Origin of the sequence: Ottowia thiooxydans (genome assembly GCF_040548795.1) — a bacterium.
GTDB lineage: Bacteria > Pseudomonadota > Gammaproteobacteria > Burkholderiales > Burkholderiaceae_C > Ottowia > Ottowia thiooxydans_A.
This window is the reverse complement of record NZ_JBEPSH010000003.1, coordinates 315,714-340,999: the sequence shown is the minus strand read 5'-3', so window position 1 is coordinate 340,999 and position 25,286 is coordinate 315,714. Positions and strand designations below refer to the sequence as shown.

General features: G+C 58.8%; 20 protein-coding genes and 1 pseudogene. 11 read left to right on the top strand and 10 right to left on the bottom strand.

Annotated elements, in window-relative coordinates; all coding sequences use genetic code 11:
* Positions 1–206 precede the first annotated feature (206 nt).
* Together ABIE13_RS08425 and ABIE13_RS08420 are read left to right on the top strand one after the other, a co-directional pair.
* A complete protein-coding gene (locus ABIE13_RS08425; RefSeq protein ID WP_354442684.1) occupies positions 207–1,163 on the top strand; it encodes a DUF2242 domain-containing protein in 957 nt (318 codons plus the stop codon).
* Positions 1,164–1,182: 19 nt separating this feature from the next.
* Entirely contained in the window at positions 1,183–2,460 is a 1,278-nt protein-coding gene (locus tag ABIE13_RS08420) for a branched-chain amino acid ABC transporter substrate-binding protein (RefSeq protein WP_354442683.1), read from the top strand.
* A gap of 69 nt (positions 2,461–2,529) precedes the next feature.
* Here ABIE13_RS08420 and ABIE13_RS08415 read toward each other — a convergent pair whose 3' ends face one another.
* The 9 genes from ABIE13_RS08415 to ABIE13_RS08375 all read right to left on the bottom strand — a co-directional run bounded on the left by ABIE13_RS08415 (position 2,530) and on the right by ABIE13_RS08375 (position 12,361).
* Positions 2,530–3,453 (bottom strand): LysR family transcriptional regulator, encoded by a 924-nt coding sequence (locus ABIE13_RS08415; protein WP_354442682.1) that lies wholly within the window; start codon positions 3,451–3,453, stop codon positions 2,530–2,532.
* Between the two features lie 112 nt (positions 3,454–3,565).
* A complete protein-coding gene (locus tag ABIE13_RS08410) occupies positions 3,566–5,056 on the bottom strand; it encodes a sulfatase-like hydrolase/transferase (RefSeq protein ID WP_354442681.1) in 1,491 nt (496 codons plus the stop codon).
* Positions 5,057–6,025, bottom strand: coding sequence for a tripartite tricarboxylate transporter substrate-binding protein (locus ABIE13_RS08405; RefSeq protein WP_354442680.1), 969 nt, complete (start codon positions 6,023–6,025; stop codon positions 5,057–5,059).
* A gap of 101 nt (positions 6,026–6,126) precedes the next feature.
* Positions 6,127–6,543 (bottom strand): Na+/H+ antiporter subunit G, encoded by a 417-nt coding sequence (locus ABIE13_RS08400; protein ID WP_354442679.1) that lies wholly within the window; start codon positions 6,541–6,543, stop codon positions 6,127–6,129.
* Positions 6,540–6,818, bottom strand: coding sequence for a K+/H+ antiporter subunit F (locus ABIE13_RS08395; protein WP_354442678.1), 279 nt, complete (start codon positions 6,816–6,818; stop codon positions 6,540–6,542). The genes ABIE13_RS08400 and ABIE13_RS08395 overlap by 4 nt, the downstream gene beginning before the upstream one ends.
* On the bottom strand, positions 6,815–7,306 hold the full coding sequence (locus ABIE13_RS08390; protein ID WP_354442677.1) for a Na+/H+ antiporter subunit E: 492 nt from the start codon (positions 7,304–7,306) through the stop codon (positions 6,815–6,817). The genes ABIE13_RS08395 and ABIE13_RS08390 overlap by 4 nt, the downstream gene beginning before the upstream one ends.
* On the bottom strand, positions 7,303–9,012 hold the full coding sequence (locus tag ABIE13_RS08385) for a monovalent cation/H+ antiporter subunit D (RefSeq protein WP_354442676.1): 1,710 nt from the start codon (positions 9,010–9,012) through the stop codon (positions 7,303–7,305). Before ABIE13_RS08385 ends, ABIE13_RS08390 begins: the two co-directional genes overlap by 4 nt.
* Positions 9,009–9,350: a Na+/H+ antiporter subunit C gene (locus ABIE13_RS08380; RefSeq protein WP_354442675.1), complete on the bottom strand. Its 342-nt coding sequence runs from the start codon at positions 9,348–9,350 to the stop codon at positions 9,009–9,011. The genes ABIE13_RS08385 and ABIE13_RS08380 overlap by 4 nt, the downstream gene beginning before the upstream one ends.
* A complete protein-coding gene (locus ABIE13_RS08375; RefSeq protein ID WP_354442674.1) occupies positions 9,350–12,361 on the bottom strand; it encodes a monovalent cation/H+ antiporter subunit A in 3,012 nt (1,003 codons plus the stop codon). Before ABIE13_RS08375 ends, ABIE13_RS08380 begins: the two co-directional genes overlap by 1 nt.
* Before the next feature lie 62 nt (positions 12,362–12,423).
* On the opposite strand from ABIE13_RS08375, the gene ABIE13_RS08370 reads away from it, so the two are divergent.
* The 4 genes from ABIE13_RS08370 (at position 12,424) to ABIE13_RS08355 (ending at position 18,898) form a co-directional block, all read left to right on the top strand.
* Positions 12,424–13,128, top strand: coding sequence for a response regulator (locus tag ABIE13_RS08370; RefSeq protein WP_354442673.1), 705 nt, complete (start codon positions 12,424–12,426; stop codon positions 13,126–13,128).
* Positions 13,129–13,139: 11 nt separating this feature from the next.
* Entirely contained in the window at positions 13,140–14,540 is a 1,401-nt protein-coding gene (locus tag ABIE13_RS08365) for an ATP-binding protein (RefSeq protein WP_354442672.1), read from the top strand.
* A gap of 70 nt (positions 14,541–14,610) precedes the next feature.
* Positions 14,611–16,140: a Do family serine endopeptidase gene (locus ABIE13_RS08360; RefSeq protein ID WP_354442671.1), complete on the top strand. Its 1,530-nt coding sequence runs from the start codon at positions 14,611–14,613 to the stop codon at positions 16,138–16,140.
* Between the two features lie 391 nt (positions 16,141–16,531).
* Entirely contained in the window at positions 16,532–18,898 is a 2,367-nt protein-coding gene (locus ABIE13_RS08355) for a hypothetical protein (protein ID WP_354442670.1), read from the top strand.
* Positions 18,899–18,941: 43 nt separating this feature from the next.
* Here the strand turns inward: ABIE13_RS08355 and ABIE13_RS08350 are convergent, their stop codons facing one another.
* Positions 18,942–19,229: a hypothetical protein gene (locus ABIE13_RS08350; RefSeq protein ID WP_354442669.1), complete on the bottom strand. Its 288-nt coding sequence runs from the start codon at positions 19,227–19,229 to the stop codon at positions 18,942–18,944.
* 78 nt (positions 19,230–19,307) lie between these two features.
* Here ABIE13_RS08350 and ABIE13_RS08345 point away from each other — a divergent pair.
* From ABIE13_RS08345 to tpiA, 5 genes and pseudogenes are all read left to right on the top strand, one after another.
* Positions 19,308–20,498: pseudogene (locus ABIE13_RS08345) on the top strand (pyridoxal phosphate-dependent aminotransferase); the annotation flags it as partial.
* Positions 20,499–20,638: 140 nt separating this feature from the next.
* Entirely contained in the window at positions 20,639–20,905 is a 267-nt protein-coding gene (gene rpsO, locus ABIE13_RS08340) for a 30S ribosomal protein S15 (protein WP_354442668.1), read from the top strand.
* Positions 20,906–21,113: 208 nt separating this feature from the next.
* On the top strand, positions 21,114–23,399 hold the full coding sequence (gene pnp / locus ABIE13_RS08335; RefSeq protein WP_354442667.1) for a polyribonucleotide nucleotidyltransferase: 2,286 nt from the start codon (positions 21,114–21,116) through the stop codon (positions 23,397–23,399).
* 73 nt (positions 23,400–23,472) lie between these two features.
* Positions 23,473–24,492, top strand: a complete 1,020-nt coding sequence (locus tag ABIE13_RS08330) for an NAD(P)H-quinone oxidoreductase (protein WP_354442934.1) — start codon at positions 23,473–23,475, stop codon at positions 24,490–24,492.
* A 22-nt stretch (positions 24,493–24,514) separates the two neighbouring features.
* Positions 24,515–25,261, top strand: a complete 747-nt coding sequence (gene tpiA / locus ABIE13_RS08325; RefSeq protein WP_354442666.1) for a triose-phosphate isomerase — start codon at positions 24,515–24,517, stop codon at positions 25,259–25,261.
* Positions 25,262–25,286 lie beyond the last annotated feature (25 nt).

Here is a 25,286-nt window from a genome sequence, read left to right as displayed (position 1 = left end):
GGGCAGTATCATTGGACGCTTTGCCGAATCACAGGTGTCGTGGCTCGGAGGGTTTTCTGAACCCATTGGCCGATCTTGGCGCCGTGCGGCATTTCGACTCCTTGCCATATCAAGAGGGGCCGCTAAGGTTTGCCTCCGAACGGACATCGATATCGACCAAATTTTGTTTTCATCTCACTTCCAACTTACGACACTCGCAGACCTGGATGCAATTTGATTTCTTTTCGCGCTCAACCTCAGCCTCAGCCTGGTTGCTGGCGCCGGTTCTTTTGCTGGGCGGTTGTGCCGGGCTTTCTCGTACCCCTGAACCGCTGATCAATTACAAGCCTGAAGCCTTTTCAGCCTCTGCGTACTCACGCAGTTTCGCCGCGGAGCCTTCGCAGACGTGTGAGGCCGCGCGGCGTGCATTGTTGGGGCAAGGCTATATAGTGGCTTCGGCTGCGGCTGATCAAGTCACTGCACGCAAGTACTTTCAGCCCAATGCTGATCACCATGTGCAGTTTGAGTTTCGCGTGGTCTGCGCGCGCGATGCAGGCGGGAGTGGCAACTCCATCGCATTTGCAAGTGGCTTGCAGGACCAGTACAGCATTCGAAAGGTCAAGGAGTCCGCGTCACTCGGTGTGGGCGGATTGGGCTCTCTGTCGCTCCCTGTTGAGGGCAGCATGGATTCCCTGGTCAAAGTGGCCAGTGAAACTGTGACAGACAGCGAGTTGTATCAACGCTTCTTTGACTTGCTGGCTGATCACCTGGACAGCGTCATACCGCCTGAGCCCGCAGAAGTGCCTGCCTTGGCTGCACCTGCGGCGGTTGCAGTCCCGGTGCCTTCAACGTCATCGAGTGTGCCACCAGCTGCAGCACCCAGCGCTTCGCCGCCTGCACCGGCACCTCTGACTTCTGCAATACCGGTGGTTCCCGCCGCCACGCCTGCAGCGACCACATCCACTGCTGCGCCCACTGCCCCTGCAGCTCCTGCAGCTCCTGTAGCTCCTGTAGCTCCTGTAGCTCCTGTAGCTCCTGCGGCTCCTGTAGCTCCTGTAGCTCCTGTAGCTCCCGTTACCCCTCCGGCGTCCGCAGTCCCTTTAGCCCCTGCCACGCCTGCTTCAACACCATCCGCAGCGGTTTCAGTCACCCCGGCCTCTGTCGCCAGTGCAGCCGCTTTTTGAGTTCATCTGGAATAGTTTGATGTCACCAATTTCTCGCCGTACAGCGCTGCGCCAGTCTGCGTTAGCCCTATGGGCTGCTGCTCCTTTTGCCGCTTTGGCGCAAGCGTCAGGGCCCATCAAGCTCGCGTTGATTGAATCGACGAGTGGCCCCTTTGCCAACACCGGGGAAGCTGTCTATCGAAATATTGCCTGGGCCGTCGAGCGCGTCAACGGCCGAGGTGGGGTGGCCACATCCAGTGGTCAGAGGCCGCTGGTATTGGAGCGTTACGACAACAAGGGTCAGGTGGAAGAGTCGCTTTCGGCGCTTCGCGCGGCCATTGACAGCGGTGCGCGTGTGATTTTGCAGGGCAACTCATCGGCGGTCGCTGCTGCCTTGATTGACGCGGTGAACAAACACAATCAGCGCGATCCGCAAAGGCAGGTGCTGTTCCTGAACTACTCCGCAGGCGACCCGGCGTTCACGAACGACGCATGCAGCTACTGGCATTTCCGCTTTGATGCGCATTCAGACATGCGCATCACCGCGTTGATGCAGGTCATCAAGGAAGACGCTGAGCTCAAGCGCATTTACCTGATAGGCCAGGACTACAGCTTTGGTCACGCAGTCCTGCGCGAAGGAAAGCGCCAACTGGCTGGGCAGAGGCCAGATGTGGCCGTGGTGGGTGAAGAACTCCATCCGGTAGGGCGTGTGAAGGATTTCCTGCCCTACGCTACCAAGATCAAGGCCAGCGGCGCGCAGGCGGTGCTTACTGGCAACTGGGGCAACGATCTGACGCTGCTGGTGAAAGCGGCGCGCGATGTCGGGTTTGAAGGGCGTTTCTACACCTTCTATGGCAATGCACTGGGCGCACCTGCAGCCATAGGCGATGCTGGCATTGGCAAGGTGGTGGCGGTAGCCGATTGGCTGCCCAATGTCCCGACGCCGGAAAGCGCGGCTTTCTACAAGTCATTTCGGGAACGCTTTCCGAAACCCCAGGACGACTACGTTCATATGCGTATGCAACTTCTCGTGGAAGCGCTTGCGCAGGCGATCGGTCGGGCCAAGAGCGTAGAGCCACGAGCCGTCGCTGCTCAACTCGAACGTGCAGATGTGACGTTGGCGGGACAACGAGGCCAAATGCGCCCAGAAGACCATCAGTTCCAGCAAACACTGGTGGTGGGCGTCATGGACAAACAGGGAGCGCCCGGCGTTCCATTTGACGTGGAAGGCTCAGGTTACGGATTCCGAGTGGTGCGGCAGATCAGTGCTGCTCAGGCTGCGATGCCCACCACGTGCAAAATGGTGCGCCCGGGCTGAGCAGCTACAACCCGCGGACATAGTTTGCTGCAGGGCGGGCCGTGGCTGACGGGCCTGGCCCTGCAATCTCTAGACCAACAGCCTCGCCTTGAGTGTTCCGTCACTGATGAAGTTTGAGACGAGCTCAATCAGCACCTCTCGAACGGCCTGGCCGGCAGGGGTGAGTGGATGGTCTTCCATGGAAACGATGGACTGTGTTCGCTCCAGCACAGGGTTGGTGATTTCGCGCAGGGCAATGTCCTGCAGGTCCGCCACCGGAAACGCATTGCGAGGCATGATCGCAAACGCCAGGCCCTCTCGTACGGCAGCACGCAGGAGTTCCGAGTTATTCAGCTCATAGCGCACATTGATCGCGCAGTTTTGAGCGAGCGCGGTTCGCTCAATTTGCTTTCTCAAGTCCTGGTCGCGGTCCGGCATGACCAGAGGCCGGTCTGCGATCTCGCGGAAATCAATGGTATTTGCCTTGTCGGTGAACAAGCGGCGATGGCCAAAGAGGCAAAAGCGTTCTTCAAACAAAGGCGTTGCCTTCAAGCGTGGCAGTTCGAACGCCGTTGGGAGCAAGGCCAGATCCACGCGCCTGGCTTCCACCATAGACTGCGCTTCGCGCGACATCCCCATGCTGAGTTGCAGATGGATCTCGGGAAAGCGTTCGGTGATCATGCGCAGCAAAGGCATGGCGAGGACCAGGGCCACGGAACTGACCAGGCATAGGCTCACAAGTCCTCTAGGGGGACCATTGGCCTCTCGAACATCATCGGGCAGGCGATCCAACTGGCGCAAGATGGCAGTCGCCCGGTCCAGAAGCAGTTGGCCTTGAACGGTCAACTGCACACCCCGGGCATGTCGTTTGAATAAGCTGACGCCCAACTCCTCTTCCATGGATGCCACGTGGTGGCTGAGGGCGGGCTGAGCTATGTGCAAGGCGTTGGCGGCGGTGGTGATGGAGCCCGCACGTGCAATTTCTACGAAGTATTTGAGTTGCCTGGGGTTCATTCGGACACCATTTTCCTGCTTGAATCGCTGGTCACGGTGCTATTTTGAACTGACCAATGGTCGGATAGGGGCAGCGCTCGCCCCGATACAGGGCGCGCTGCCGAATAAGCTTCTAAAGGGCCGGTGCGACTGAGGCTTGCAGATGATGTTGGGGTACGGGCGTGGCTCCGCCGGCCCCCAGCCGGGCAGCGACTTCAAGACCTCCCAACCCTTCTATCAGGGCTTGCTGGTCGCTCTTGGCCAAAGCATCGACTGCTTCAGGGTCGCAGATGCGCCTTAGCTCCTCCTCCATTTCATGCAGCCTGTCTGCGTACTCAGGGTCGCCAGCGAGGTCGTTCAATTCTTCTGGATCTGCATGCAGATCGAAGAGCTCCGGCTGAAATCTCACGTAGTAATGAAATTTCCATCGACCCTTGCGCACCATAAAGCCCGCCGTATTACTGCCGGCCGCATGGTACTCACTGAACACGATGCGTTCGGGCTGGCTCGGTGCCGCGGCCAGCTCCAGCAAGGATTGACCGGGTCGGTCTCCCATTTCTTGGGCGGGCGGAACGCCTGCAGCCTGAAGAATCGTAGGGAACAGATCCAGCAGATCAACCGGGGTCTCGCACACGCCGTGCTTCACGCCGGGTCCGACCACTATCATGGGCACGCGCACACTTTCCTGATAGAGCGTCGACTTTCCCCACAACCCGCGTGTACCCAAGTTGTCTCCGTGGTCTGAGGTGTAGATGATGGTGGTCTCTTGCGTTAGCCCGGCATCGGCTACAGCCTGGGTAATCAAGCCCACGTTGTGATCCAGAAAACTGCACAGGCCGTAGTAGGCTGCAAAAGCTTCCAGCCTTTCAGTCGGACTTTTGAACTGCTTTTCGTTGTCCATGAAGTCGGCATAGGCTTGTACCCAGGGGTGGCGCATGTAGCCGGCAGTCGGGTGTAGCTTGGGTGTTGGCAAGTTCTCCAGAGGGTAGAGATTGAAAAACTCTTGGGGGGCGAGCAGCGGGAAGTGGGGCGCTACAAGACCAACGTAGAGGACAAAGGACTCTTTTTCCCGCAAACCTGCTTCCCGAATCCACCCCTGCGCCCGGGATGTGACTTCCCTGTCATAGGCCGTGTAGGGCGATTCACCCGCGCCAATTCGATCGCCGAGCATGCGTTTGTCCGATGGGCTGGAAACGTAGGGATCTCTAATGGATGCCCACACCATGCCATGGCCCCCCACCACGTGCATGGGGATGTGTTCCCGGTCGAATCCGGCAGGGTCTTCTTCCGCTCGGTAGTGCAGTTTGCCTATGCTTTCAACCCGGATGCCCTCGCGCTGCAATACATGACCCCAGCCGCTGGGCGTTCCCGCATAAGGCATGGCGTTATCCCAGTGGCGGGTCTGGTGCACACGGCGCCCTGTGGCGAATGCAGCTCTCGCGGGTACGCAGATGGGACTGGGCGTGTAGGCGTTGCTGAAGCGCGTGCCGCGTGCGGCCAGCGAGTCCAGGTGCGGTGTCTTTACGAAATCATGCCCAGCGCAACCCATGATGCGGGGATCATGCTCGTCGGACATGATCACGATGACGTTGCGCCGTGGCGCAGATGAAGCGAAGGAGTTCATTCAATCCTCCGGGGTATAGCCAGCTGTCTTCACGATCTGGCCCCACCGTGCATGCTCTTCACGCAGTTGCCTGTCCAGGGCTTCCGGCGTGGTTGTGCGGGGCAGATACTCCTGCTGCTCGAGCAGGGCCGTGATTTTGCTGGATTTGACGGCTTGTCCAATCGCCTGGCTCAACTGCGCAATGGCCGCTGTGGGCGTACCCGAGCGCGCAAACAAGGCGAAAGATTCGTTGACCACCAATTCTGGGAAACCTGCTGATTTGAAAGTGGGCACGCCGGGCAGGGTGGCCAGTGGCGTGTCATCGGAGATCGCGAGGATTCGCAGTTTGCCTGCTCTGTGCATGGGCAACAGGTTGGGCAGGGTGGTTATGACGGCCGGCAAGGTGCCGCCAATGGCATCGGTCACGGCTGCAGAGCCGCCTTTGTAAGCGACGTGGGTGAGAGGCACTTGCCCACCTTTGGCCAGCAGTTGACCTATGAAGTGCATGGCCGTTCCCGCCCCCGGTGTCCCGTAGGCTGCCAGCGAATTATCCTTGCGAGCCATATCAAGGAACTGGGCCAGCGTCTTGGCCGGGCTGTTGGCCCCCACTGCCAACGCAAAACCCATGGTGCAGACAGTGTTGACGCCTGCAAACTGCTTCAGGGAGTCATAGCGCAAGTTTCTGAACACGTGCGGATAAAGCGTGAGGTTGCCCATGGGAGTCATGAGCAGAGCGGTCCCGTCGGCAGGCGCAGAAATCAGGGCCTCCAGGGCCAGGCGCCCACTGGCTCCCGGCTTGTTCTCAATGATGGCCGTGTATCCGCTGCTTCTAAGGCCATCCGCCAAGGTTCGAGCCACCGTGTCAACGGCGCCGCCGGGGGTGTAGCCAAGCAGTATGCGCAAGGTCCTGTCTTGCGCCAAAGAGGGCGCTGCTGCACACAGCGCAGACGCGCCTAAAACTCCGGCAAACTGCCGACGACTCATGCTCATGGGGTCTCCTGGGACTTTTATAGGGGGACTTGCGGTCCCTTGCTGCCTCTTCAGTATGAAGAAGCGTCCGCCCAAAGAGAAATACTATTTATGCCGCCGAGCTATATGATTTTCTTTATGTCTTCCGCGGGCTGGCTAGGGTCATCAATGCCCGGCTCGTACGTGGTTTTTGGCTGCAACGCAGGCGGCAGGCTGGTGTTGCCAGACTGCCTGCCTCGAAACAGCGCTGCACGGCCCAGTAGCATGGCGGTGACCGGCACCGTGATCGACAGCAGGATGATGATCAGCCAGACGTGCAGAACCAACTCTCCCTGCAATGTTGAAAAGTAGACGATGGAGGCCAGCGTGACGCACCAGGCACTTCCTGTAGACCCCAGCGCGGGGGGGTGCATGCGCTGGAAAAAGTTTTTCAACCTCACCAGACCCCAAGCCGCAGTTACCGCAAAAAGCGCGCTGGTAATCAGCAGGCAGGCGACGACGATTTCTGCCCAGAGGGGCACAGCTTCTTCTGGCGTCATTCGATCACCTCGCCGCGCAGCAGGAACTTGGCCATGGCCGCGGAGCTGACAAAGCCAAACAAGGCAATCAGCAGTGCGGCTTCGAAGTACGTGCTGCTGGCGTACTGAATCCCAATGACCAGGACCACCAGCATGCCAACGATATAGATGAAATCGAGTGCCAACACGCGGTCTTGCGCTGAGGGGCCTCGCAGCACGCGCCACAGAGCAAGCAGCATCGCCACGCCATAGGCACAGAGAGTAAAGAGGATGGAGTAGGAGAGTAATGCGCTCATGATTCAAAAATCTTCAAAAGCGGTGCTTCGTAGCGTTCCTTGAAGAAGTCAATGTAAGTCTGGTCTTCCTCCAGGTCCCATACGTGAAGCAGGACGGAACTGGCGTCTCGCGCCAACTCGCACCACACGGTGCCCGGAACTACCGTGGTAATGGTTGCCAACGCCGCCAGCGCACCGGGGTCACGCAGCTCAAGGGGAATGACGATGAAGCGGCTCTGAGGTGGACGCCGTCCTGAACGCAAAACGCCTCGTAGAACCTCAATATTGGAAAGGAGCACGTCATAACCCACCACCAGGATCAGGCGAGCCAGCAACAATGGGTGGCGAATGTGCGGGCGTCCGGGCCGCAGAGGTTCGAATAGAACGGGCATCAGAACGCCAAACAGTACGGCCAGAATGATCTGTCCGGCGCTGAGCGAGCGGTTCAGTACCAGCCACATGACGATCAGGGCGACGGAGAGCAGAGGGGCAGGAAAAAGTCTTTTCATGGTCGGAGCAAACCTCCTTCGCCAGATGCAGTGGGTGACGGCACGGGTTTCGTCGAGATCACTGTTCCGATGTACTCCTTGGGATCATGCAGCCCGCGTGCGGCCGCATTGGTGTAGCGCAAAACCGCTTCGGCTTGCCACACCAGCACCGCTATCAGGAGCAACATGGCACCGATGGGGATGGTTTCAATCACACGCAGTCTGGGAACGGGGCGATCCTGCGGCGCCCAGAAATACCGGACTCCGGCGCGCGACAGCGCGATAGTGGTCAGCAGGCCGCCGCTGATCAGCAGTATGAGAAGCGCCCACTCCGCCAGTTCGGGCGAGCTGCCCACGCCATGGCCCAAGCCCGCAGGGTTGAGCAACGCGGAGAGCATGATGAACTTGCCGACGAAACCTGAGAGCGGCGGCAGGCCGGCTATGGTCAGGACGCAGGCAATGAATGCGAGGCCTAGAAAGGCCATGGCAGCCGGGATCGCCCGGCCAATGAGTGCGGTTTCGTCATCATCCAGGTTGACATCACGTGCGGGTACCAGGTCAATCGGGTAGCCGAACGCTTCATCCATCTCCAGTTCGCTGACGTAAGCTGGCTTCTCGTCTTCCTCGCGGGAACGCTCAATGAGCTCGATCAACAGAAAAAACGCACTGATCGCCAGGGTCGATCCCAAGGCGTAATACAGTGCGCCACCAGTCACCGCCGGTTGACCGAAGCCCAGTGCGGCCATGAGAGTGCCCGAGGAGAGCACCACGCAGAATGCCGCCATCCGCGTCAGACGCTGTGTCGCCATGATGCCAATGGCTCCAAATGCCAGTGTGGCCAGGCCTATCCATATCAATGCCGAACCGCCAAAGAGAGCCGAAACACCTGCATCCTGAGGGAAAAGCAGCGTCCAGACCCTGAGCACTGAGTAGATTCCCAACTTGGTCATGATGGCGAACAAGGCCGCCACTGGAGCCGAGGCAGATGAGTAGGCAGGTGCCAACCAGAAGTTGAGTGGCCAGGCACCGGCTTTCACCAGGAACGCGATAGCCAGAATGGCCGCGCCTGCGTGCAACAGGCCACGGTCACCTTCGCTGATGGCCGGCACCATGATGGCCATGTCGGCCAGATTGAGTGTTCCTGTCACGCCGTACAGAATGGCCACACCAATCAGGAACAAGGTAGACGCCAGGAGGTTCACGGCGATGTAGTGCAGGCCGGAGCGCACACGTGGCCAGCCTGATCCGTGCAGCAGCAAGCCGTAAGAGGCCGTCAGCATGATCTCGAAGAAAACGAACAGGTTGAACAGATCCGCTGTAAGGAATGCGCCGTTCAGACCCATCAATTGCAACTGAAAGAGGGGATGAAAATGAACACCGGCCTTGTGCCAGCGAGCTACCGCAAACAGCAGGCCCCCCAGGCCCAGAATCGACGAAAGCAGCAGCATCATGGCGGAAAGGCGGTCCACCACCAGCACAATGCCGTAGGGCACCGGCCAATTGGAAGGCAGGTAGACACCCACCGCCTGCGGGCCTCCCATCCTTTGAGCCCAGTAGACCAAGGCGATCGCTACGAACAGTCCCAGCAAGCAGGAAACCACATTGACCACCGCTTTGATCGGTCGACGCGTGTCTCCCAGCAGCAGCATTAAGATGGCCGTCCCCATGGGCAGCAAGACCGGGACGACGATCAGATGCGGCATCAGCCATTCAATCAACCGACTCATTCGCGTTCCTCGCCGTCGACGTGGTCAGTGCCAGACAGACCCCTTGAGGCCATCAACACCACCAGAAACAGAGCAGAGGTAGCAAAGCCGATGACGATCGCCGTCAGGACCAGCGCCTGGGGCAGGGGGTCGGTGTAATTTTCCAGATTGGGCACCAGGCCCGGTGTCACGATGGGCTCCTTATCCAGTGAAAGGCTGCCCATTGCAAAAATGAACAGGTTCACGGCGTAAGAGAGCAGGCTGAGGCCCATCAAGACCTGAAAAGTCCGTGGACGCAGGACAAGCCATACCCCCGAGCCACCCAGGATCCCAATGACCATGGCAAGAATGATTTCCATTAGAGCGCCCTTCCTCTCTGCGCATCGATTCGCCCTGAATTCAATGTCCCTCCGGAGGCGGCCAGGGGACTGCCTTTACCCGGTTCCGACTCGCCGGCTGCCGAAGATCCTGCGCCAGCTTCTGCATCGTCCTTCTTCGCCGGCTTCCTGTGGCTACGAACTGATTGGTGAGCCAGCGCCGTCAAAATGAGCAAGGTGGAGCCGACGACCACTGCAAACACACCCGCGTCGAAGAACAGAGCGCTCGCAATGTGTATTTCACCCACGAGTGGAAGTGTCATGTGGGCGGTGTGCGTTGTCAGGAACGGATAACCGAAGAACAAGGAGCCCAGTCCACAGCACAAGGCCAGGAACATGCCGATGGCAATCCAGCGGATCACCTTCAACTGAAGATTGGCTTCCACCCAGTGCGTGCCTGCGACGATGTACTGCGTGAGGAAAGCAATGGATACGACCAGCCCGGCTACAAAGCCTCCGCCGGGTTCATTGTGTCCGCGCATGAACAGATAGGCGGCAACCAGCCCGGCAATGGGCAGCAGAAGACGCACCAGCGCGGCAGGCACCATCATGTAGCCCAAGGCTGTGTCTTGTGCGATACGTGGGTTGATCAGGTCAGTGGCCAGATCAGGGGGCACCGCCCGCTGCTGCGGGGGAAGTTCGCTGACCTCGCCTGGCGGCCTGAATCTGCGCAGCAGCGCGTATATGGTGAGCGCCACAATTCCCAGCACGGTGACTTCGCCCATGGTGTCAAATCCACGGAAGTCCACCAACATGACATTGATGACATTCGTGCCACCGCCTTCAGGCAGTGCTCGGTCAATGAAGAATGGAGAAATGCTCTGCGGTGCGGGCCGCGTCATCATGGCGTAGGCCAGTGCGGCCATACCGCCGCCGGCCACCAAAGACACCACCAAGTCACGCAGACGCCGCAAGCGCGTACGCACGCTGGGCGAAGCCTCATCTACCGGCAACCGTTTAGGCATCCAGCGCAGTCCGAGCAGGAACAGTATGGTGGTCACCACCTCTACCGCCAGTTGGGTCAGCGCCAGATCAGGGGCAGAAAACCACATGAAGGTCAGGCTGACGATCAAGCCCACGCCTCCTATGAGAATTAAGGCGGCCAGGCGGTGAAACTTCGCCTGATTGGCTGCAGCTACGCCGCAAATGCAGCCCATGATCCATAGCAGGGCCATCGCCACAGTACCAGGCACTCGAGTGCGGTCACCCCAGGCAATCCCATGGCGCAGGGATGCCCAGGCCGCCACAATGGCCGCCAGCACCACCAGCAACATCTGCGGTTGCAGACGGGCAGAGGAAAACAGTTTGAGTAACGCCCGTGCGATCTTGTCCAGCATGACCAGGGTGCGCTGAAACAGTGCCTGCCCATCCAGGCGGTGGATGAGTGGCGGCTGGTCAAACCGTCCTGTTTCAAGTTGCCGGCGCAAAAGCATGTAAAGCACGACGCCGCCTGCCAGCGCGACCAGGCTCATGACCAGTGGCCGATTGATACCGTGCCAAACCGCCAGGCTATAGGTAGGCAGAGCGCCGCCTACTACAGGACGGGCTGCGACATCGAGCGCCAGACCGATGGTCCACTGAGGAAAAATACCCACCAACAGGCACAGCAGCACCAGAACTTCTACCGGAACACGCATCCAGCGCACGGGTTCATGCGGCTCGCGCGGTAAATCGTTGGACGGTTTGCCGAACAGAATATCCCAGGAGAAGCGAAGCGAATACGTGACGGCGAATATGCCCGCCACTGTGGCCGCTATGGGCAAACCGTAGTCGAGCCAGGGTAGGGCGTGCAGGTCGATGGTCTCCGCAAAGAACATTTCCTTGGAGAGAAAACCGTTCATGAGCGGAACGCCGGCCATGGCTGCACTGGCCACCAGCGCTAACGTCCCGGTGATGGGCATCGCCTGATACAGCCCGTTGAGTCGACGTATGTCCCGGGTGCCGGTTTCGTGGTCGATGATGCCGGCCGCCATGAACAGGGAGGCCTTGAAGGTGGCGTGGTTGATGATGTGAAACACCGCCGCCACAGCTGCCAGATCGCGGTTCAGACCCAGCAGAAGGGTGATCAGGCCCAGGTGACTGATAGTGGAATAGGCCAGCAGGCCCTTCAGATCGTTCTGGAACATCGCCGCATAGGCGCCCAGCACCAGGGTGATGAGGCCAGCCCCCCCGACCAGCCAGAACCACTGCTCAGTACCGGCCAACGCGGGCCAGAGCCGAGCCATCAGAAACACGCCTGCCTTCACCATGGTGGCGGAATGAAGATAGGCCGATACCGGGGTAGGCGCAGCCATGGCATGCGGCAGCCAGAACTGAAACGGGAATTGAGCGCTTTTGGTCAGTGCCCCCAACAGCACCAACACCAGCATCGGCGTATAGAGTGAATGCGCACGAATTCGATCGCCTGCCCCCAGGGTGGCGTCCAGATCGTAGCTGCCCACGATATGACCAAGGATGAGCACGCCAGCCAGCAAGCACAATCCGCCTGCACCCGTAATGGTGAGTGCCATGCGGGCACCTCTGCGTGCGTCCTTGCGATGGTGCCAATAGCCGATAAGCAGAAAGCTGAACAGGCTGGTGAGTTCCCAGAAGAAGACCAGCTGAATCAGGTTGCCAGAAATCACCACTCCCATCATGGCGCCCATGAAGGCCAGGAAGAAGGAGAAAAAGCGTGGAACTGGATCTTCCTTGCTCATGTAGTAGCGCGCATACAGCGCCACCAGCAGGCCGATGCCGGTCACCAGGGTGACGAACATCCAGGCAAATCCATCCACCCGCAGCACCAGGTTCAGACCTGCGGAGGGTATCCACGAGACCTCCTGGCGCAGCACTTGGCCTTGCTGCAATTCGGGGAACATCAGGGCCGTGGTAACCAGGGCAGCACCTGCTACAAGCGCGGACAGCGTAGCTGCGGTGTTACGCGCATGGGTGGGTAGCAGGGCGGCAACAATGGCGCCAGCGAAGGGCAGTAGAAGAAGTGTCAGCAAATCCATGTGACTCTCAAGTCTAACGGGCGGTTTGGCACATAGCGGAAAAAAAGGACAAAATAGCGTAGATGCGTATTCTGCTGACCGAAGACGACACGATGATCGGCGAAGTGGTGCTGGACGCACTGCGCATCGAAGGGTGGGCCGTCGATTGGGTCAAAGACGGTGCCATGGCCGAAACGGCGCTGGCAACCACGCACTATGACTTATTGCTGTTGGATCTCGGCTTGCCGCGCAAAGATGGCATAGAGGTCCTGCGGACTTTGCGGGCGCGCAAACAGAGATTACCGGTTTTGATAGCCACCGCGCGCGACTCCGTTTCCGAGCGTGTTGCGGGTCTGGATGCCGGTGCGGATGATTACATTATCAAGCCCTATGACCTGGATGAGCTCCTCGCGCGCATTCGGGCGCTCTTGCGCAGGGCCGATGGGCGGGCTGAACCCGCCTACGAATGGGGTGAGGTGACCATCAAGCCAGCCACGCGGGAAGTCACGTTGGCAGGCGAGCCCGTCACATTGTCCGCCCGTGAATGGGCCGTACTGGAGCCTCTTCTGGCGCGGCCAGGGCGCGTGCTTTCACGTGCGCAACTGGAGGAAAAGCTCTACTCCTGGCGTGACGACATCAGTTCCAACGCGGTTGAGGTCTATATCCACGGTGTCCGCAAGAAGCTGGGTGCTGGCTTGATCGAAAACCAGCGGGGCCTTGGCTATCGGGTGCCGCCTCTCACCACCGCGGGTACGGCCAACACGGCGAACATGGCGAACAGGCTTTGATTCCGGCCTTGATGCCATCAGAACGCACCTCGAAGCCCGCACCTTCGTTGCGCAAGCGCTTGACCAGCCTCCTGCTGCTGGCCGTGCTGGTCATCGCCTGCGTGCAGGCGGCCATGACCTGGCGGACCGCCAGTACGGAAACCGAGGCTGTGTTTGATGCCCAGATGGAGCGCATAGCCCTTTCCTTGACCGGAGGCTTGGCTTCCGCGGTCCTCGGTGACGATGCATTCGCCCAGGGCTCTGGGGCGGATCACCTCATCATCCAGATCTGGCGTGCGGACGGGACCATGCTTTATCGTTCGCGTTCTGCGCGGCTGCTGCCTCAGCAGGCGGTGTTGGGCTTTGCCGACGTGCGCGCGGCTGGGACCATCTATCGGGTTTATGCGTTGCAGACGCCCTTGCAGGTGATCCAGATTGCCCAGGATCTTGCGTCCCGGCGGCAGATTGCGGGAAGACTTGCGCTCCGGGCGGTCATTCCCATTGCAGCTTTGGCACCCTTGCTTATGCTGATTGTGTGGTGGGTGATCGGGCACGCGTTGGCGCCTGTGGAACGATTGCGCCACCAGGTGGCTGCGCGGCGCGCCGATGACCTGGCTTCCTTGGCTATAGACGGCCTGCCGGCTGAAGTACTCCCGCTGGTGACGGAGATGAATGGCTTGCTGTCGCGTCTTGCAGCCGCGTGGGACGCACTGCAGAACTTTACCGGCGACGCAGCGCATGAGCTGCGTTCGCCCCTGGCGGCGCTGCGCTTGCAATTGCAGAGCCTGCAACGCGCTGAAGGATCCGAGGCTCGTCGAGTGGCGAGCGAGAGACTGCTGTCAGGCATCGACCGGGCCACGCGCTTGGTCGAACAACTGCTCGCGCTCGCCAGACAGGAAGGTGGCCAGGGTGACGCAATACCTCACACAACCGTAGATCTGAACCGATTGGCCCAGGCGACGCGGGAGGAGTTCGCGGCCGATGCCGCAGCCCGAGGCATCACTCTGGTCGTACTCCCATCCCCAGATGACGAGACCATCGTCTCCGGCCAACCTCAGGCTTTGGCTGTGCTCCTGCGCAATCTGCTTGAAAACGCCTTGCGCCACACACCACAGGGAGGGCGGGTTCAAGTGCAGGTGGGGCGTGGCCTCACGGACGTGGACGAACCAAAAAGCCCGGGCTCGAAAGCCCTGCAGCCTTGGCTTGCCGTGGAAGACTCCGGCCCTGGCATTCCGCCCGAGGAGCGCCAGCGGGTGCTCGATCGTTTCTACCGGGTTTCTGGTGCAGCAGGGCATGGTAGCGGCCTGGGCCTGGCAATCGTCAAGGCAGTGGCAGACAGGCATGGTGCGCAGGTGCGACTGGAAGATTCGCCTTCCCTGGGCGGCTTGAAGGTCACCGTGACATTTCCTGATCGGGTCCTAAGCCTCGCCTAAGTGTCCTTCGTCATATTCGATGCAACCGTCAACTGGCGGCCCGATTGAATAAACCGAAAAGGACACAGACATGAACACGATCGAGCTGAAGTCAAAAAAACTCGTCATTGCACTTTTGGCTGCCGGCGTGCTGGGCGGCGCAGGTGTGACAGCAGTGGACCGTATGAGCTCACCAGCACAGGCGCAATCTTCGCCCGTGGCCGGCGCTTTGGTAGCTGCCCCCGGCACGGCAGCCACCCAGACCCTTCCAAGTTTTGCCTCGATCACGGCGCGAAATGGCCCTGCAGTGGTCAACATCAGCACCAGTGGCACGCAGAGAGTCTCTGACGATGACGAAGATGAAGCGCCTGCGCCACAAGCGCGGCAACGGCGCGGACAGGAAGGCTCCATGGACGATTTGCTGCGCCAGTTTGGCATTCCTCCTGGTATGTTCGGGCAGATCCCAGGCCAGAGAGGCGGTGCGGCGCCGCAGATGCCCGCACGCGGCGTAGGCTCTGGTTTCATCATCAGTCCGGATGGTCTGATCATGACCAATGCCCACGTCGTGCGAGGCGCTAAAGAGGTCACCGTGAAGCTGACCGACCGGCGCGAATTCCGGGCCAAGGTCCTTGGCGCGGACCCCAAAACGGACGTCGCAGTGCTCAAGATCGATGCCAAAGGACTGCCCACTGTGCCGCTGGGAAGCAGTAAAAACCTCCAGCAGGGCGAATGGGTGCTCGCCATTGGCTCGCCATTTGGCTTTGAGAATACAGTGACAGCCGGTGTGGTCAGTGCCAAAGGCCGCTCGCTTCCAGATGACAGTGCCGTTCCGTTCATCCAGACCGATGTCCCCGTGAATCCGGGCAATTCGGGCGGGCCCCTGTTCAACTCGGTGGGCGAGGTCGTCGGGATCAATTCGCAGATCTACAGCCGCTCAGGTGGATATCAGGGCGTGTCCTTTGCGATTCCCATCGAGTTGGCCGCCAAGGTGAAGGACCAAATCGTGGCGACTGGCAAGGTCGAGCATGCGCGACTGGGCGTGGCCGTGCAGGAGGTCAATCAGGCGTTTGCTGATTCCTTCAAGCTGCCAAAACCCGAAGGAGCTTTGATCGCGAACGTTGAAAAAGGCAGCGCAGCTGAACTCGCGGGGCTGAGGACGGGAGACGTCATCTTGCAAGCCAACGGCCAGCCCATCGTGGCTTCTGGCGACCTTCCTGCGCAGATTGGCATGGCCAAGCCTGGTGACAGCGTCACCTTCGATATCTGGCGTGCGGGCCGTTCGGAAAAGGTCACAGCCCGGTTGAGTGGCAGCAAAGACAAGACAGAGCAGGTGGCTGACGCGGCCAACGTGCAGAAGGGAAAGCTTGGTTTATCGCTTCGCCCGTTGGCACCGCAAGAGAGGCAACAAGCCCAGGTGGAAGGTGGGCTGCTCATAGAGCAAGCCGCGGGACCAGCCGCGTTGGCGGGTGTGCAAGCCGGTGACGTCCTGGTGTCGATCAATGGGCAGCCGGTCAGCAACGCCGATCAGGCTCGCAGCGTGATCGCCAAGGCTGACAAATCCGTGGCCCTGCTGATTCAGCGCGATGGCCAACGCATTTTTGTACCTGTACATATCGGGTAAAGATCGTTGGTCAACTAAAAACCGAGGTGCGCCTCGGTTTTTTTGTTGTGCCGCCGATTTCAATCGAAGCGGCGCTGGTAGTTGTGCGCAAGATCATCTTGGCGTTTTTTCGCCAGATGGAACCTCATCACCATTTTTGTGACTCATTGGCATGGCTGCCAAGAGGTAGTCTGGTTTCGCGCGTGTGCTAGGAGCCTGTCGGACTTGGAGCGCCGAAAGCGAAAATGGGCCGCAGCGGTCCATTTGCAGCCGGCGATTTCCAAGTCCGACAGGCCTCCTGGAGGCACCGCCTTGTTCAGGAGAAGGCATGCCAGGATTCGGGGAGATATCGACCATTTACAGCGGTTGTAGGTCCACATCGCCCGCAAAGACAGCGGATAAAAAAATTGAAATGAGTCGTTCGTGCGAAGGGTTGAAGCGCGACTCCAATTGGATGGCTGAACTCGATCAGGGCCTGATTTTCCAGTCCAGTCCTGCCTCGCCGCAGGTTTCAGCGCCTTCGGATGTATTCGCTTGCGAGCTGGTCCGCTCCAATATCGGCGAGTCTTTCAAGCTGGTGGAGAAACTGACACCGCACGCCAAATCCATCAGAAACTGGTTCCATTCATTTGCGGGCACGCTCAGTCTCCTGGGCAGCAGGGCGTTCAATAAAGAGGAGTTTCGGCAAGATTCCAATCGGTATGAAAAGCTGCTCAAGTCAGAGCTCATGAGAGGGCAGTTGCAGGCAACCTATCGGAGTGGGGATGCGGATCGATTGGACCGCTCACGCTCGCCCCTGGTTCGGGAAGGCTATAGCCGGGCCGTCCGCACTGGCCTCTGGATGGCTGCTGCAGACATGCGCACCGAACAGCTTCGAGACGCGCTCAAGGAAAAAGCACAGCAACTGGACGATTTTCTAGTCTTCCCAGTGAGCCGAGCCGTGGAGTACAAAGGGATGACGCTCACACGCCTTTCTGGCGTGGACAACCTGCACCTCTCGGGTCTTCATAGCGTCTACATCGAGTCCTTGCGTGTGCAACTGATCCTCAAAACGAGCGTCACCCTGGACGAGATGGATGGCCATTTGGGTCGCCAGGGTTTGCGTGCATCACCGAGCGAATGCGCTGAGATCTGTGCCCAGAGCCTGGTGAGAAAAATCAGCGAAGGTGACATCCTCGGGGCGTTGAAATCCCTGAACAACGCGTTCCACGGCGAATCAGCGACGGCGGTTCAACGCGGGCTTTTTGAAACCCATCTGGCGCCCAATACCTTGATGGTTCTGGAGGAGTCTGATCCCCTGGTGGGAAGTTCTCTTGAGCAGCTCAAATGGCTCAGGCAGGCTTATGAGAATTGTTTGAATGCCGGCACTGAAGGACTGCCCTTTTTTTTAGTCCAAAACATTCAGGTCATATCCCATCTGATGGGTGATATTGAGGAGTTTGCGAAACCCAGTCTGCCAGCCACGATTTGTGGGGACCTGACAGACACACTAGAGGATGCCGCACACCTGATATTCAAGGCGGGCATCATGGCAGGCGCGCAGAGCCAGCCGCAAGCCTGGTCCTTGCTGATGGAGCATTTTTATCAGGCGATGCAGGACATTCATAGAGTAATCCTGTTTCAACAGGACTGGGCCGGAAGAGGTCCTGGGCTTCGAAGTTCTGTCGAATCTCTGCTTTTGAGCGCACCTGCAGGCGGGACCGCAGGCTTGTCCATGGATGATGCGCAGGCGCTGAGCAAGCTTTTGACAGTTGAGCGCGCGCCTCACGCCCTGGCCATGCTGGAGCAGATTTATGCTTCTCTGCCGGGGCAGAACTCGGTCGCTTACTTGGCGGGTGGATACTACGAAACGCCAGGTCTTTTCAAAGATCCTGTCTGTTTTGACTGGGTGACAGATCCGGGCTTGATCGAGAAAGACTTCGTTGTCCTGGAGCCGCATCCCAACAATGCGGCTCAGTTCAGTGTGCATGCGCATGACCCTGTTGCGCTCATCCATCATCTCTTTCCCCGCGAACTCAAGAGCGGGTTCGACGGCCCGCGTCAATGCACCGTTGTCATGGACGTCACCCTGAGCCATCTCGGCGAGTCGCAAATCAGAGAGACGCTTCTTGCAGCCAAACCTCACATTGAATCTGGTCGCCTGAATCTGATCTTTCTGCAAAGTGGCACCAAGTTCGTTCAGAACGGAATGGATCTGGTCAATATCGGCTATGCCGCGATTTTCAATCAGCAGCCATATTGGGCTGATTTCCAAGCCAGTATGGTTGACAAACGCATGTATGTCCCAAAAGGTGACGAGGGCTATATCGCACGCATGCTCTCCGGAAAAAATCTGCAGTATTCCCTGGCCTACCTTGAGAAAGTCAGAAGGAATACGGCTTTACTCCGTACCCTGCTCGAGGCAGAGATTGCATGGGGCCACGGCAGGAAAAATGCTTATGAGATATGCGTCAACACGGACGAAAAGACCGTTTATGTGAGTTTCAGGCTCACGGATGCGTATCTGGCCAAAACCTTGAGGAAAACCGAGGCCGAAGTATCCAGCCAAGAGCGAGCAGCGCTCAATGCCGAACTCTATGAGGCCAAATTCCTTCCCGTATTTGAAGATTTGTCCGCGGTTGATCGCTCAAGCTTTGGATTCAATATCACCAATTTTGGTGAGTGTGGAGAAACTGTGCGCATAACCTTGGGCATTGAAGAGCCATCATTGCTGAAGGAGTATGCAAAGCGCATCATCCATGCCGGCGCGACGATCTACTCAGGGCTTGAAGAAATTTAAGGAGCCTCTGCAAAACCGAGAGGCTCCCTGGATCGTTCGACGTTTAAATCCCATACCCCAGGCAAGCCCCGGCATTGGGTCTGCTGCGGCATTCGCGTATCAACCTGCGCTCCTTATCGCGCGCGCTTTCACGGCTCTGGCGCTCAAACTTCACGTGAGGGGACTGGCGTGCGCGTTGCGCGCAGCCTCGATCAAGTTCTTCGGCGCAGGCCTCGGAGCGGGGATCACGCTTTTTGCGAGCAGCGTGTGCGGGAGCGGTGACCATCATGGCGGTCATCAGGAATAAGGCTGCCAAGGTGACAGTAGGGGATGCTCTAGTTGCTTGAGTCATGGAAAATGGAGCCCGCTCCAAGTGGCCTTCCGCTCAGATGCGAGTCCGCTTTGAAGTCAGTCCGAAAAAAAAGTTGAACACGTTACCATGCGCCAAGCCATATTGAAGCTCGAAGAATCCCGCATCCGCGAAGTCGCCAACGCCGGTATGGGGCGGGCCGATGTGCTGCCCTTCTGGTTCGGCGAAAGCGATGAAGTCACGCCGGAAGCCATACGGCAGGCAGGCATTGCCTCGCTGCAGGCCGGGGAGACTTTCTATTCCCATAACTTGGGTCTGCCAGTGCTGCGCGAGGAGTTGTCCCGCTATATGAGCAGTTTGCATGGCCCAATCAGTACAGATCGCCTGGCTGTGACCTCCGGCGGGGTGAGTGCGCTTTTTGTCGCCATGCAGACCCTGGTCGATGCTGGAGACGAAGTCGTGGCTGTCACGCCCGTGTGGCCGAATCTCACAGCGCAACCGCTCATTCTGGGGGCCAAGCTGCGTTGCGTTGCCCTGGCTCCCGATGAAGAAGGTGTCTGGCGCCTGGATGTCCCCGGCCTTTTAGCCGCCATAACCCCCGAAACCCGCCTGTTAATCGTCAACTCGCCCAATAATCCCACGGGGTGGACGCTCTCCAGAGCCGAACAGCAGCAAATTCTCGATCACTGTCGGCAAACCGGCACATGGATTCTTTCAGACGAGGTCTATGAGCGCCTTTATTACGCTGGCGACACCCCCGATGGGGCGGCGCCGAGCTTTCTCGATCTTGCGAGACCAGAGGATAGGCTGGTGGTGGTGCAAAGCTTCTCCAAAAGTTTCTTGATGACGGGATGGCGCCTGGGCTGGTTGGTGATGCCTCCAGCGATGACGCCGCAGGTAGGCAAGCTGCTGGAGTTCAATACCTCCTGCGCCCCGGTTTTCGTGCAACGGGCCGCTTTGGCGGCCATGCAATCGCAAGAAGCCATCACGCCAGCTGTGGTGGCCCACCTGAAGAAATGTCGAGACACCTTGGTGCCGCTGCTCAAGGGGCTGCCCGGCGTCAAGACCAGCCTGGCACCGGGAGGAATGTATGCTTTCCTACGCATAGAGGGCCATGATGATTCGCTGGAGCTTGCCAAGCGTCTGGTGGCGGAGGCTGGTTTGGGCCTGGCACCCGGCGTCGCATTTGCACCTGAAGCCGAAGGCTGGCTTCGCTGGTGCTTCGCGTCAAAAGACATCACCCGGCTGGAGGAGGGGGTTCGGCGCCTTTCCCGATGGCTGGCAGAGCTTGCCTTGACCCAACCCCGGTAAATGAGTCTGTCAAGTCGGTCGGTTCATTCCTTTATCGAAGTGCCGCTATAATCGACAGGTTTTGCATTTCCGCAAAACGCACGTGGCGTGCAGTTCCGGCGCACCACGCAAGTCAAACCATTTGGAACGAAGGTAAGAGAATGATCTCCAAAGAGAACAAGGCCGCAGTGGTCAAGGATAACGCACGCGCTGCCAACGATACTGGTAGCCCAGAAGTGCAAGTGGGCCTGCTGACCGCTCGTATCAACGAGCTGACACCCCATTTCAAACAACACGCCAAGGATCACCATGGCCGTCGCGGTCTGCTGCGCATGGTGAGCCGTCGCCGTAAGCTGCTGGACTATCTCAAGTCCAAGGATGCCGACCGTTACTTGGCACTCATCGCCAAGCTTGGTCTGCGTAAGTAAGCTGCGCTCAATGAAAAACGCCTGAAGCCTTCGCTTGGCTCAGGCGTTTTTTTACTTTTTTTCCGAGAAGTTCGGCTTTGGAGCGAAGCTGTGTCATTCCAACAATCTCCTCTGGTCCTGAGGTGCTTGCTTGAATGGCATCGTGTTCTGAATCGGGCTTCAGCTTCCGCAGCTCCGTTGTGAGCTGCCAATTTACCCAGGAGCAAACATGAGCATGTTCAATAAAGTCACGAAGTCCTTCCAATGGGGTGACAAGACCGTCGTCATGGAGACGGGTGAGATCGCTCGCCAATCCACGGGCGCTGTGCTGGTCAACATCGACGGCACCGTGGTGCTGGCCACCGTTGTGGCAAGCAAGTCGTCCAAACCTGGCCAGGACTTCTTTCCGCTGACGGTCGATTACATCGAGAAAACTTACGCAGCAGGCAAGATTCCCGGCAGCTTTTTCAAGCGTGAAGCCAAGCCCAGCGAACTCGAAACGCTCACCAGCCGCCTGATCGACCGCCCGATCCGCCCACTCTTCCCAGAAGGCTTCTTCAACGAAGTGCATGTGGTCATCCACACCGTTTCCTTGAATCCTGAGGTGGATGCCGATATCGCCGCCATGATCGCTGTCAGCGCTGCTCTGTCAGTGAGCGGTGTTCCTTTCAACGGCCCCATAGGCGCCGCACGCGTGGGCTACATCAACGGTCAGTATGTCCTGAACCCCGCACGCTCCGAGCGCGAGAACAGCCAGATGGACCTGGTGGTGGCTGGTACGGAAAACGCCGTGCTGATGGTGGAATCCGAAGCGCAGCAGCTGCCTGAGGACGTCATGCTGGGCGCCGTGGTGTTCGGCCACGATCAAGGCAAGATTGCCATCAACGCCATTCACGAATTGGTGCGCGAAGCGGGCAAGCCGCTGTGGACTGAAACCGGTGCCTGGGCACCTGAAGTCAAGGATGAGCCTTTTATCGAAAAAGTGGGCACGCTGGCCGAAGGCAAACTGCGTGACGCTTACCAGATTCGCAGCAAGCAAGCCCGTACACATGCCGTACGTGACGCATACGCTTCCGTTAAAACAGCCTTGAAAGGCGAGGGCGCCGAGTTTGACGAGGTCAAGCTCGACAACCTGCTGTTTGAGCAAGAGGCCAAAATCGTCCGTGGTCAGATTCTGGCGGGTGAGCCCCGTATCGATGGCCGTGACACACGTACTGTGCGTCCTATCGAGATCCGCAACAGCGTGTTGCCACGCACGCATGGTTCTTCGCTGTTCACCCGCGGCGAAACCCAGGCTCTGGTCGTGACTACGCTGGGTACAGAACGCGATGCTCAACGCATCGATGCGCTGGCCGGTGAGTTTGAAGACCGCTTTCTGTTTCACTACAACATGCCTCCCTTTGCCACTGGCGAAGTGGGCCGCATGGGCTCTACAAAGCGCCGCGAAGTCGGCCACGGCCGTCTGGCCAAGCGCGCACTGGTGGCCTGCTTGCCGAGCAAAGAGGAATTCCCCTACACCGTTCGTGTGGTGAGTGAAATTACCGAATCCAATGGCTCTTCCTCCATGGCGTCGGTCTGCGGTGGCTGCCTCGCCATGATGGATGCCGGCGTGCCAATGAAAGCGCACGTGGCAGGTATCGCCATGGGCCTCATCAAGGAAGGCAACAAGTTCGCCGTCCTGACGGATATTCTGGGCGATGAAGATCACCTGGGTGACATGGACTTCAAGGTGGCCGGTACGACCAACGGTATTACTGCCCTGCAGATGGACATCAAAATCCAGGGAATCACCAAGGAAATCATGCAAGTTGCTCTGGCGCAAGCCAAGGAAGCGCGCATGCACATCCTTGGAAAGATGCAGGAAGCCATGGGAGAGGCGAAAACCGAGGTTTCCAGCTTTGCACCCAAGCTCTTCACCATGAAGATCAACCCTGAGAAGATCCGCGACGTGATCGGCAAGGGCGGCGCTACCATTCGTGCGTTGACCGAAGAAACCGGCTGCCAGATCAATATCGAAGAAGACGGCACCATCACCATCGCCAGCAGCGATGCCGCCAAGGCTGACGACGCCAAGCGCCGTATTGAAGAAATCACAGCTGAAGCTGAGGTTGGCAAGGTGTATGAAGGTCCAGTGGTCAAACTGCTCGATTTCGGCGCCCTGGTCAACGTGTTGCCTGGCAAGGATGGCTTGCTCCACATCAGCCAAATCGCCCACGAGCGAGTGGAAAAGGTCTCTGACTATCTCCAGGAAGGTCAGATCGTGCGCGTTAAAGTGCTCGAAACTGACGAAAAAGGCCGTATCAAGCTGTCCATGAAGGCGCTGCTTGACCGTCCGGCACGTGATGACCGAGATGACCGTGGCGACCGCGGTGACCGTGGCGATCGTGGCGATCGTGGCGATCGTGGCGATCGTGGCGATCGTGGCGATCGTGGTGACCGTCCACCCCGCGCAGAGCGTGAAAATCGCGTCGCTGAGGACCGCTCGGCTGATCAGCAGCAGCAACAGCAACAGTGATGCCCGTGCCGGCGCGGTTGGAGCAACCGCCCGGCGCCTGCCTCCACACTTGCCTGTGAATGGTCATTCGCGTATGAAATGCATTGAAATCCGAGAGTACGGCGCTCCCGAGGTCCTGGTGCCTGCGGAGCGCAGCGCGCCTGCGGTCGGGCAGGGTGAGGTGCTGATCCGAGTCACGGCGTCCGGCGTCAATCGCCCGGACGTCCTGCAGCGGACCGGAAACTATCCCGTTCCTCCAGGTGCTTCGGATCTACCGGGGCTTGAAGTCGCTGGCGTCATCGAATCGGGAGATTTCGAGGCCATGCAAGCTGCCGGCCTGGCCGTGGGCGATCGCGTTTGCGCGCTGGTTGCAGGTGGTGGGTATGCCGAGCAATGTGTGGCTCCTGTGGCGCAATGCTTACCTGTTCCTCGCGGGCTTTCCGATGTCGAAGCTGCTTCTCTGCCTGAGACCTTTTTCACAGTGTGGAGCAATGTGTTCGACCGGGGGCGTTTGCAGTCTGGAGAAACCTTGTTGATTCAAGGTGGAACCAGCGGCATAGGTGTGACCGCGATCCAGATGGGTAAGGCTGCTGGCGCCATCGTGATTGCGACTGCTGGGTCTGATGAAAAATGTGCTGCCATGCTTGCGCTTGGCGCCGATCACGCCATTAATTACAGGACCACGGACTTTGCCGAAGAGGTCAGGAAGCTGACCGCTGGTAAAGGCGTCGACGTTGTCCTGGATATGGTGGCAGGTGAATACGTTCGCCGTGAAATCGAGTGTCTGGCTGAAGACGGTCGCCTGGTCATCATTGCGGTTCAAGGCGGGGTCAAGGCGGAATTCAACGCTGGTTTAGTGCTGCGCAAGCGTTTGGTCATCACAGGCTCTACATTACGCCCTCGTCCCATTGCATTCAAAGGGGCCATTGCAAAGGCGCTCAAGGCCAATGTATGGCCTTGGCTGGAAAGCGGACGTATCAAACCTGTGATTCACAGCGTATTTCCGGCTTTGCTGGCCGAGGGCGGAATGCCTAGCGGTGCTGCCCGCGCGCATGCGTTGATGCAGAGCAACCAGCACATCGGAAAAATCGTGCTGGACTGGCAGGCATCATGAGAATACTGACAAGGATGGCGATATGAGTAGGAAACTGATCGTCGGTAACTGGAAAATGAACGGCAGCCTGGCCAGCAACGACGCGCTCGTGCGCGAATTGCTGGAAGGTATTGGGCAACCTGCGTGTGACGTCGCCCTATGCCCACCCGGCATTTATGTGGCCCAACTGCAGAACCTGTTGGCCGGCTCGCCTATTGAGCTCGGGGTGCAGAACGTTTCCATGAATGAAAACGGCGCCTACACCGGTGATGTGTCGGCTGAAATGCTGAAAGACTACGGTGTGCGGTATGCCATCGTAGGTCACAGTGAGCGTCGCCAGCACCAGGCTGAGAACGATGTGCACGTCGCGCTCAAGGCCAAGCGAGCGCTGGCTGCAGGCATCACGCCCATCGTCTGTGTGGGTGAAACCCTGCGAGAGCGCGAATCCGGCATGACCGAATTCATCGTCAAGCGTCAGCTGTCGGCCGTGATCCATCTGAATGGTCACTGCATCAGTGAAATAGTGGTTGCATATGAGCCCGTGTGGGCTATCGGAACCGGGCAGACAGCGACTCCTCTGCAAGCCCAAAATGTTCATGCCGTGCTGCGTGCGCAGATCAAAGCCGCTACGGAGCACGCTGACCGGGTGCGTATTCTCTACGGCGGAAGCATGAACGCGGCGAACGCCGGTGAACTGCTTTCACAGCCGGACATTGATGGCGGCCTGATTGGCGGGGCATCGCTCAAGTCTGCTGACTTTTTGAAGATCATTGCTGCTGCACGGGCTTAAGACCCCGTCAGCGAATCCGAATATT

Bases quoted from the DNA above. Each gene is read 5' to 3' on its own strand.
- ABIE13_RS08395 (WP_354442678.1), bottom strand. From the start codon at position 6,818: ATGAGCGCATTACTCTCCTACTCCATCCTCTTTACTCTCTGTGCCTAT.
- ABIE13_RS08375 (WP_354442674.1), bottom strand. From the start codon at position 12,361: ATGGATTTGCTGACACTTCTTCTACTGCCCTTCGCTGGCGCCATTGTT.
- pnp (WP_354442667.1), top strand. From the start codon at position 21,114: ATGAGCATGTTCAATAAAGTCACGAAGTCCTTCCAATGGGGTGACAAG.
- ABIE13_RS08385 (WP_354442676.1), bottom strand. From the start codon at position 9,012: ATGAGTCGGTTGATTGAATGGCTGATGCCGCATCTGATCGTCGTCCCG.
- ABIE13_RS08370 (WP_354442673.1), top strand. From the start codon at position 12,424: ATGCGTATTCTGCTGACCGAAGACGACACGATGATCGGCGAAGTGGTG.
- ABIE13_RS08420 (WP_354442683.1), top strand. From the start codon at position 1,183: ATGTCACCAATTTCTCGCCGTACAGCGCTGCGCCAGTCTGCGTTAGCC.
- ABIE13_RS08350 (WP_354442669.1), bottom strand. From the start codon at position 19,229: ATGACTCAAGCAACTAGAGCATCCCCTACTGTCACCTTGGCAGCCTTA.
- ABIE13_RS08410 (WP_354442681.1), bottom strand. From the start codon at position 5,056: ATGAACTCCTTCGCTTCATCTGCGCCACGGCGCAACGTCATCGTGATC.
- ABIE13_RS08405 (WP_354442680.1), bottom strand. From the start codon at position 6,025: ATGAGCATGAGTCGTCGGCAGTTTGCCGGAGTTTTAGGCGCGTCTGCG.
- tpiA (WP_354442666.1), top strand. From the start codon at position 24,515: ATGAGTAGGAAACTGATCGTCGGTAACTGGAAAATGAACGGCAGCCTG.
- ABIE13_RS08330 (WP_354442934.1), top strand. From the start codon at position 23,473: ATGAAATGCATTGAAATCCGAGAGTACGGCGCTCCCGAGGTCCTGGTG.
- ABIE13_RS08365 (WP_354442672.1), top strand. From the start codon at position 13,140: ATGCCATCAGAACGCACCTCGAAGCCCGCACCTTCGTTGCGCAAGCGC.
- ABIE13_RS08380 (WP_354442675.1), bottom strand. From the start codon at position 9,350: ATGGAAATCATTCTTGCCATGGTCATTGGGATCCTGGGTGGCTCGGGG.
- ABIE13_RS08390 (WP_354442677.1), bottom strand. From the start codon at position 7,306: ATGAAAAGACTTTTTCCTGCCCCTCTGCTCTCCGTCGCCCTGATCGTC.
- ABIE13_RS08360 (WP_354442671.1), top strand. From the start codon at position 14,611: ATGAACACGATCGAGCTGAAGTCAAAAAAACTCGTCATTGCACTTTTG.
- ABIE13_RS08425 (WP_354442684.1), top strand. From the start codon at position 207: ATGCAATTTGATTTCTTTTCGCGCTCAACCTCAGCCTCAGCCTGGTTG.
- ABIE13_RS08400 (WP_354442679.1), bottom strand. From the start codon at position 6,543: ATGACGCCAGAAGAAGCTGTGCCCCTCTGGGCAGAAATCGTCGTCGCC.
- ABIE13_RS08355 (WP_354442670.1), top strand. From the start codon at position 16,532: ATGAGTCGTTCGTGCGAAGGGTTGAAGCGCGACTCCAATTGGATGGCT.
- rpsO (WP_354442668.1), top strand. From the start codon at position 20,639: ATGATCTCCAAAGAGAACAAGGCCGCAGTGGTCAAGGATAACGCACGC.
- ABIE13_RS08415 (WP_354442682.1), bottom strand. From the start codon at position 3,453: ATGAACCCCAGGCAACTCAAATACTTCGTAGAAATTGCACGTGCGGGC.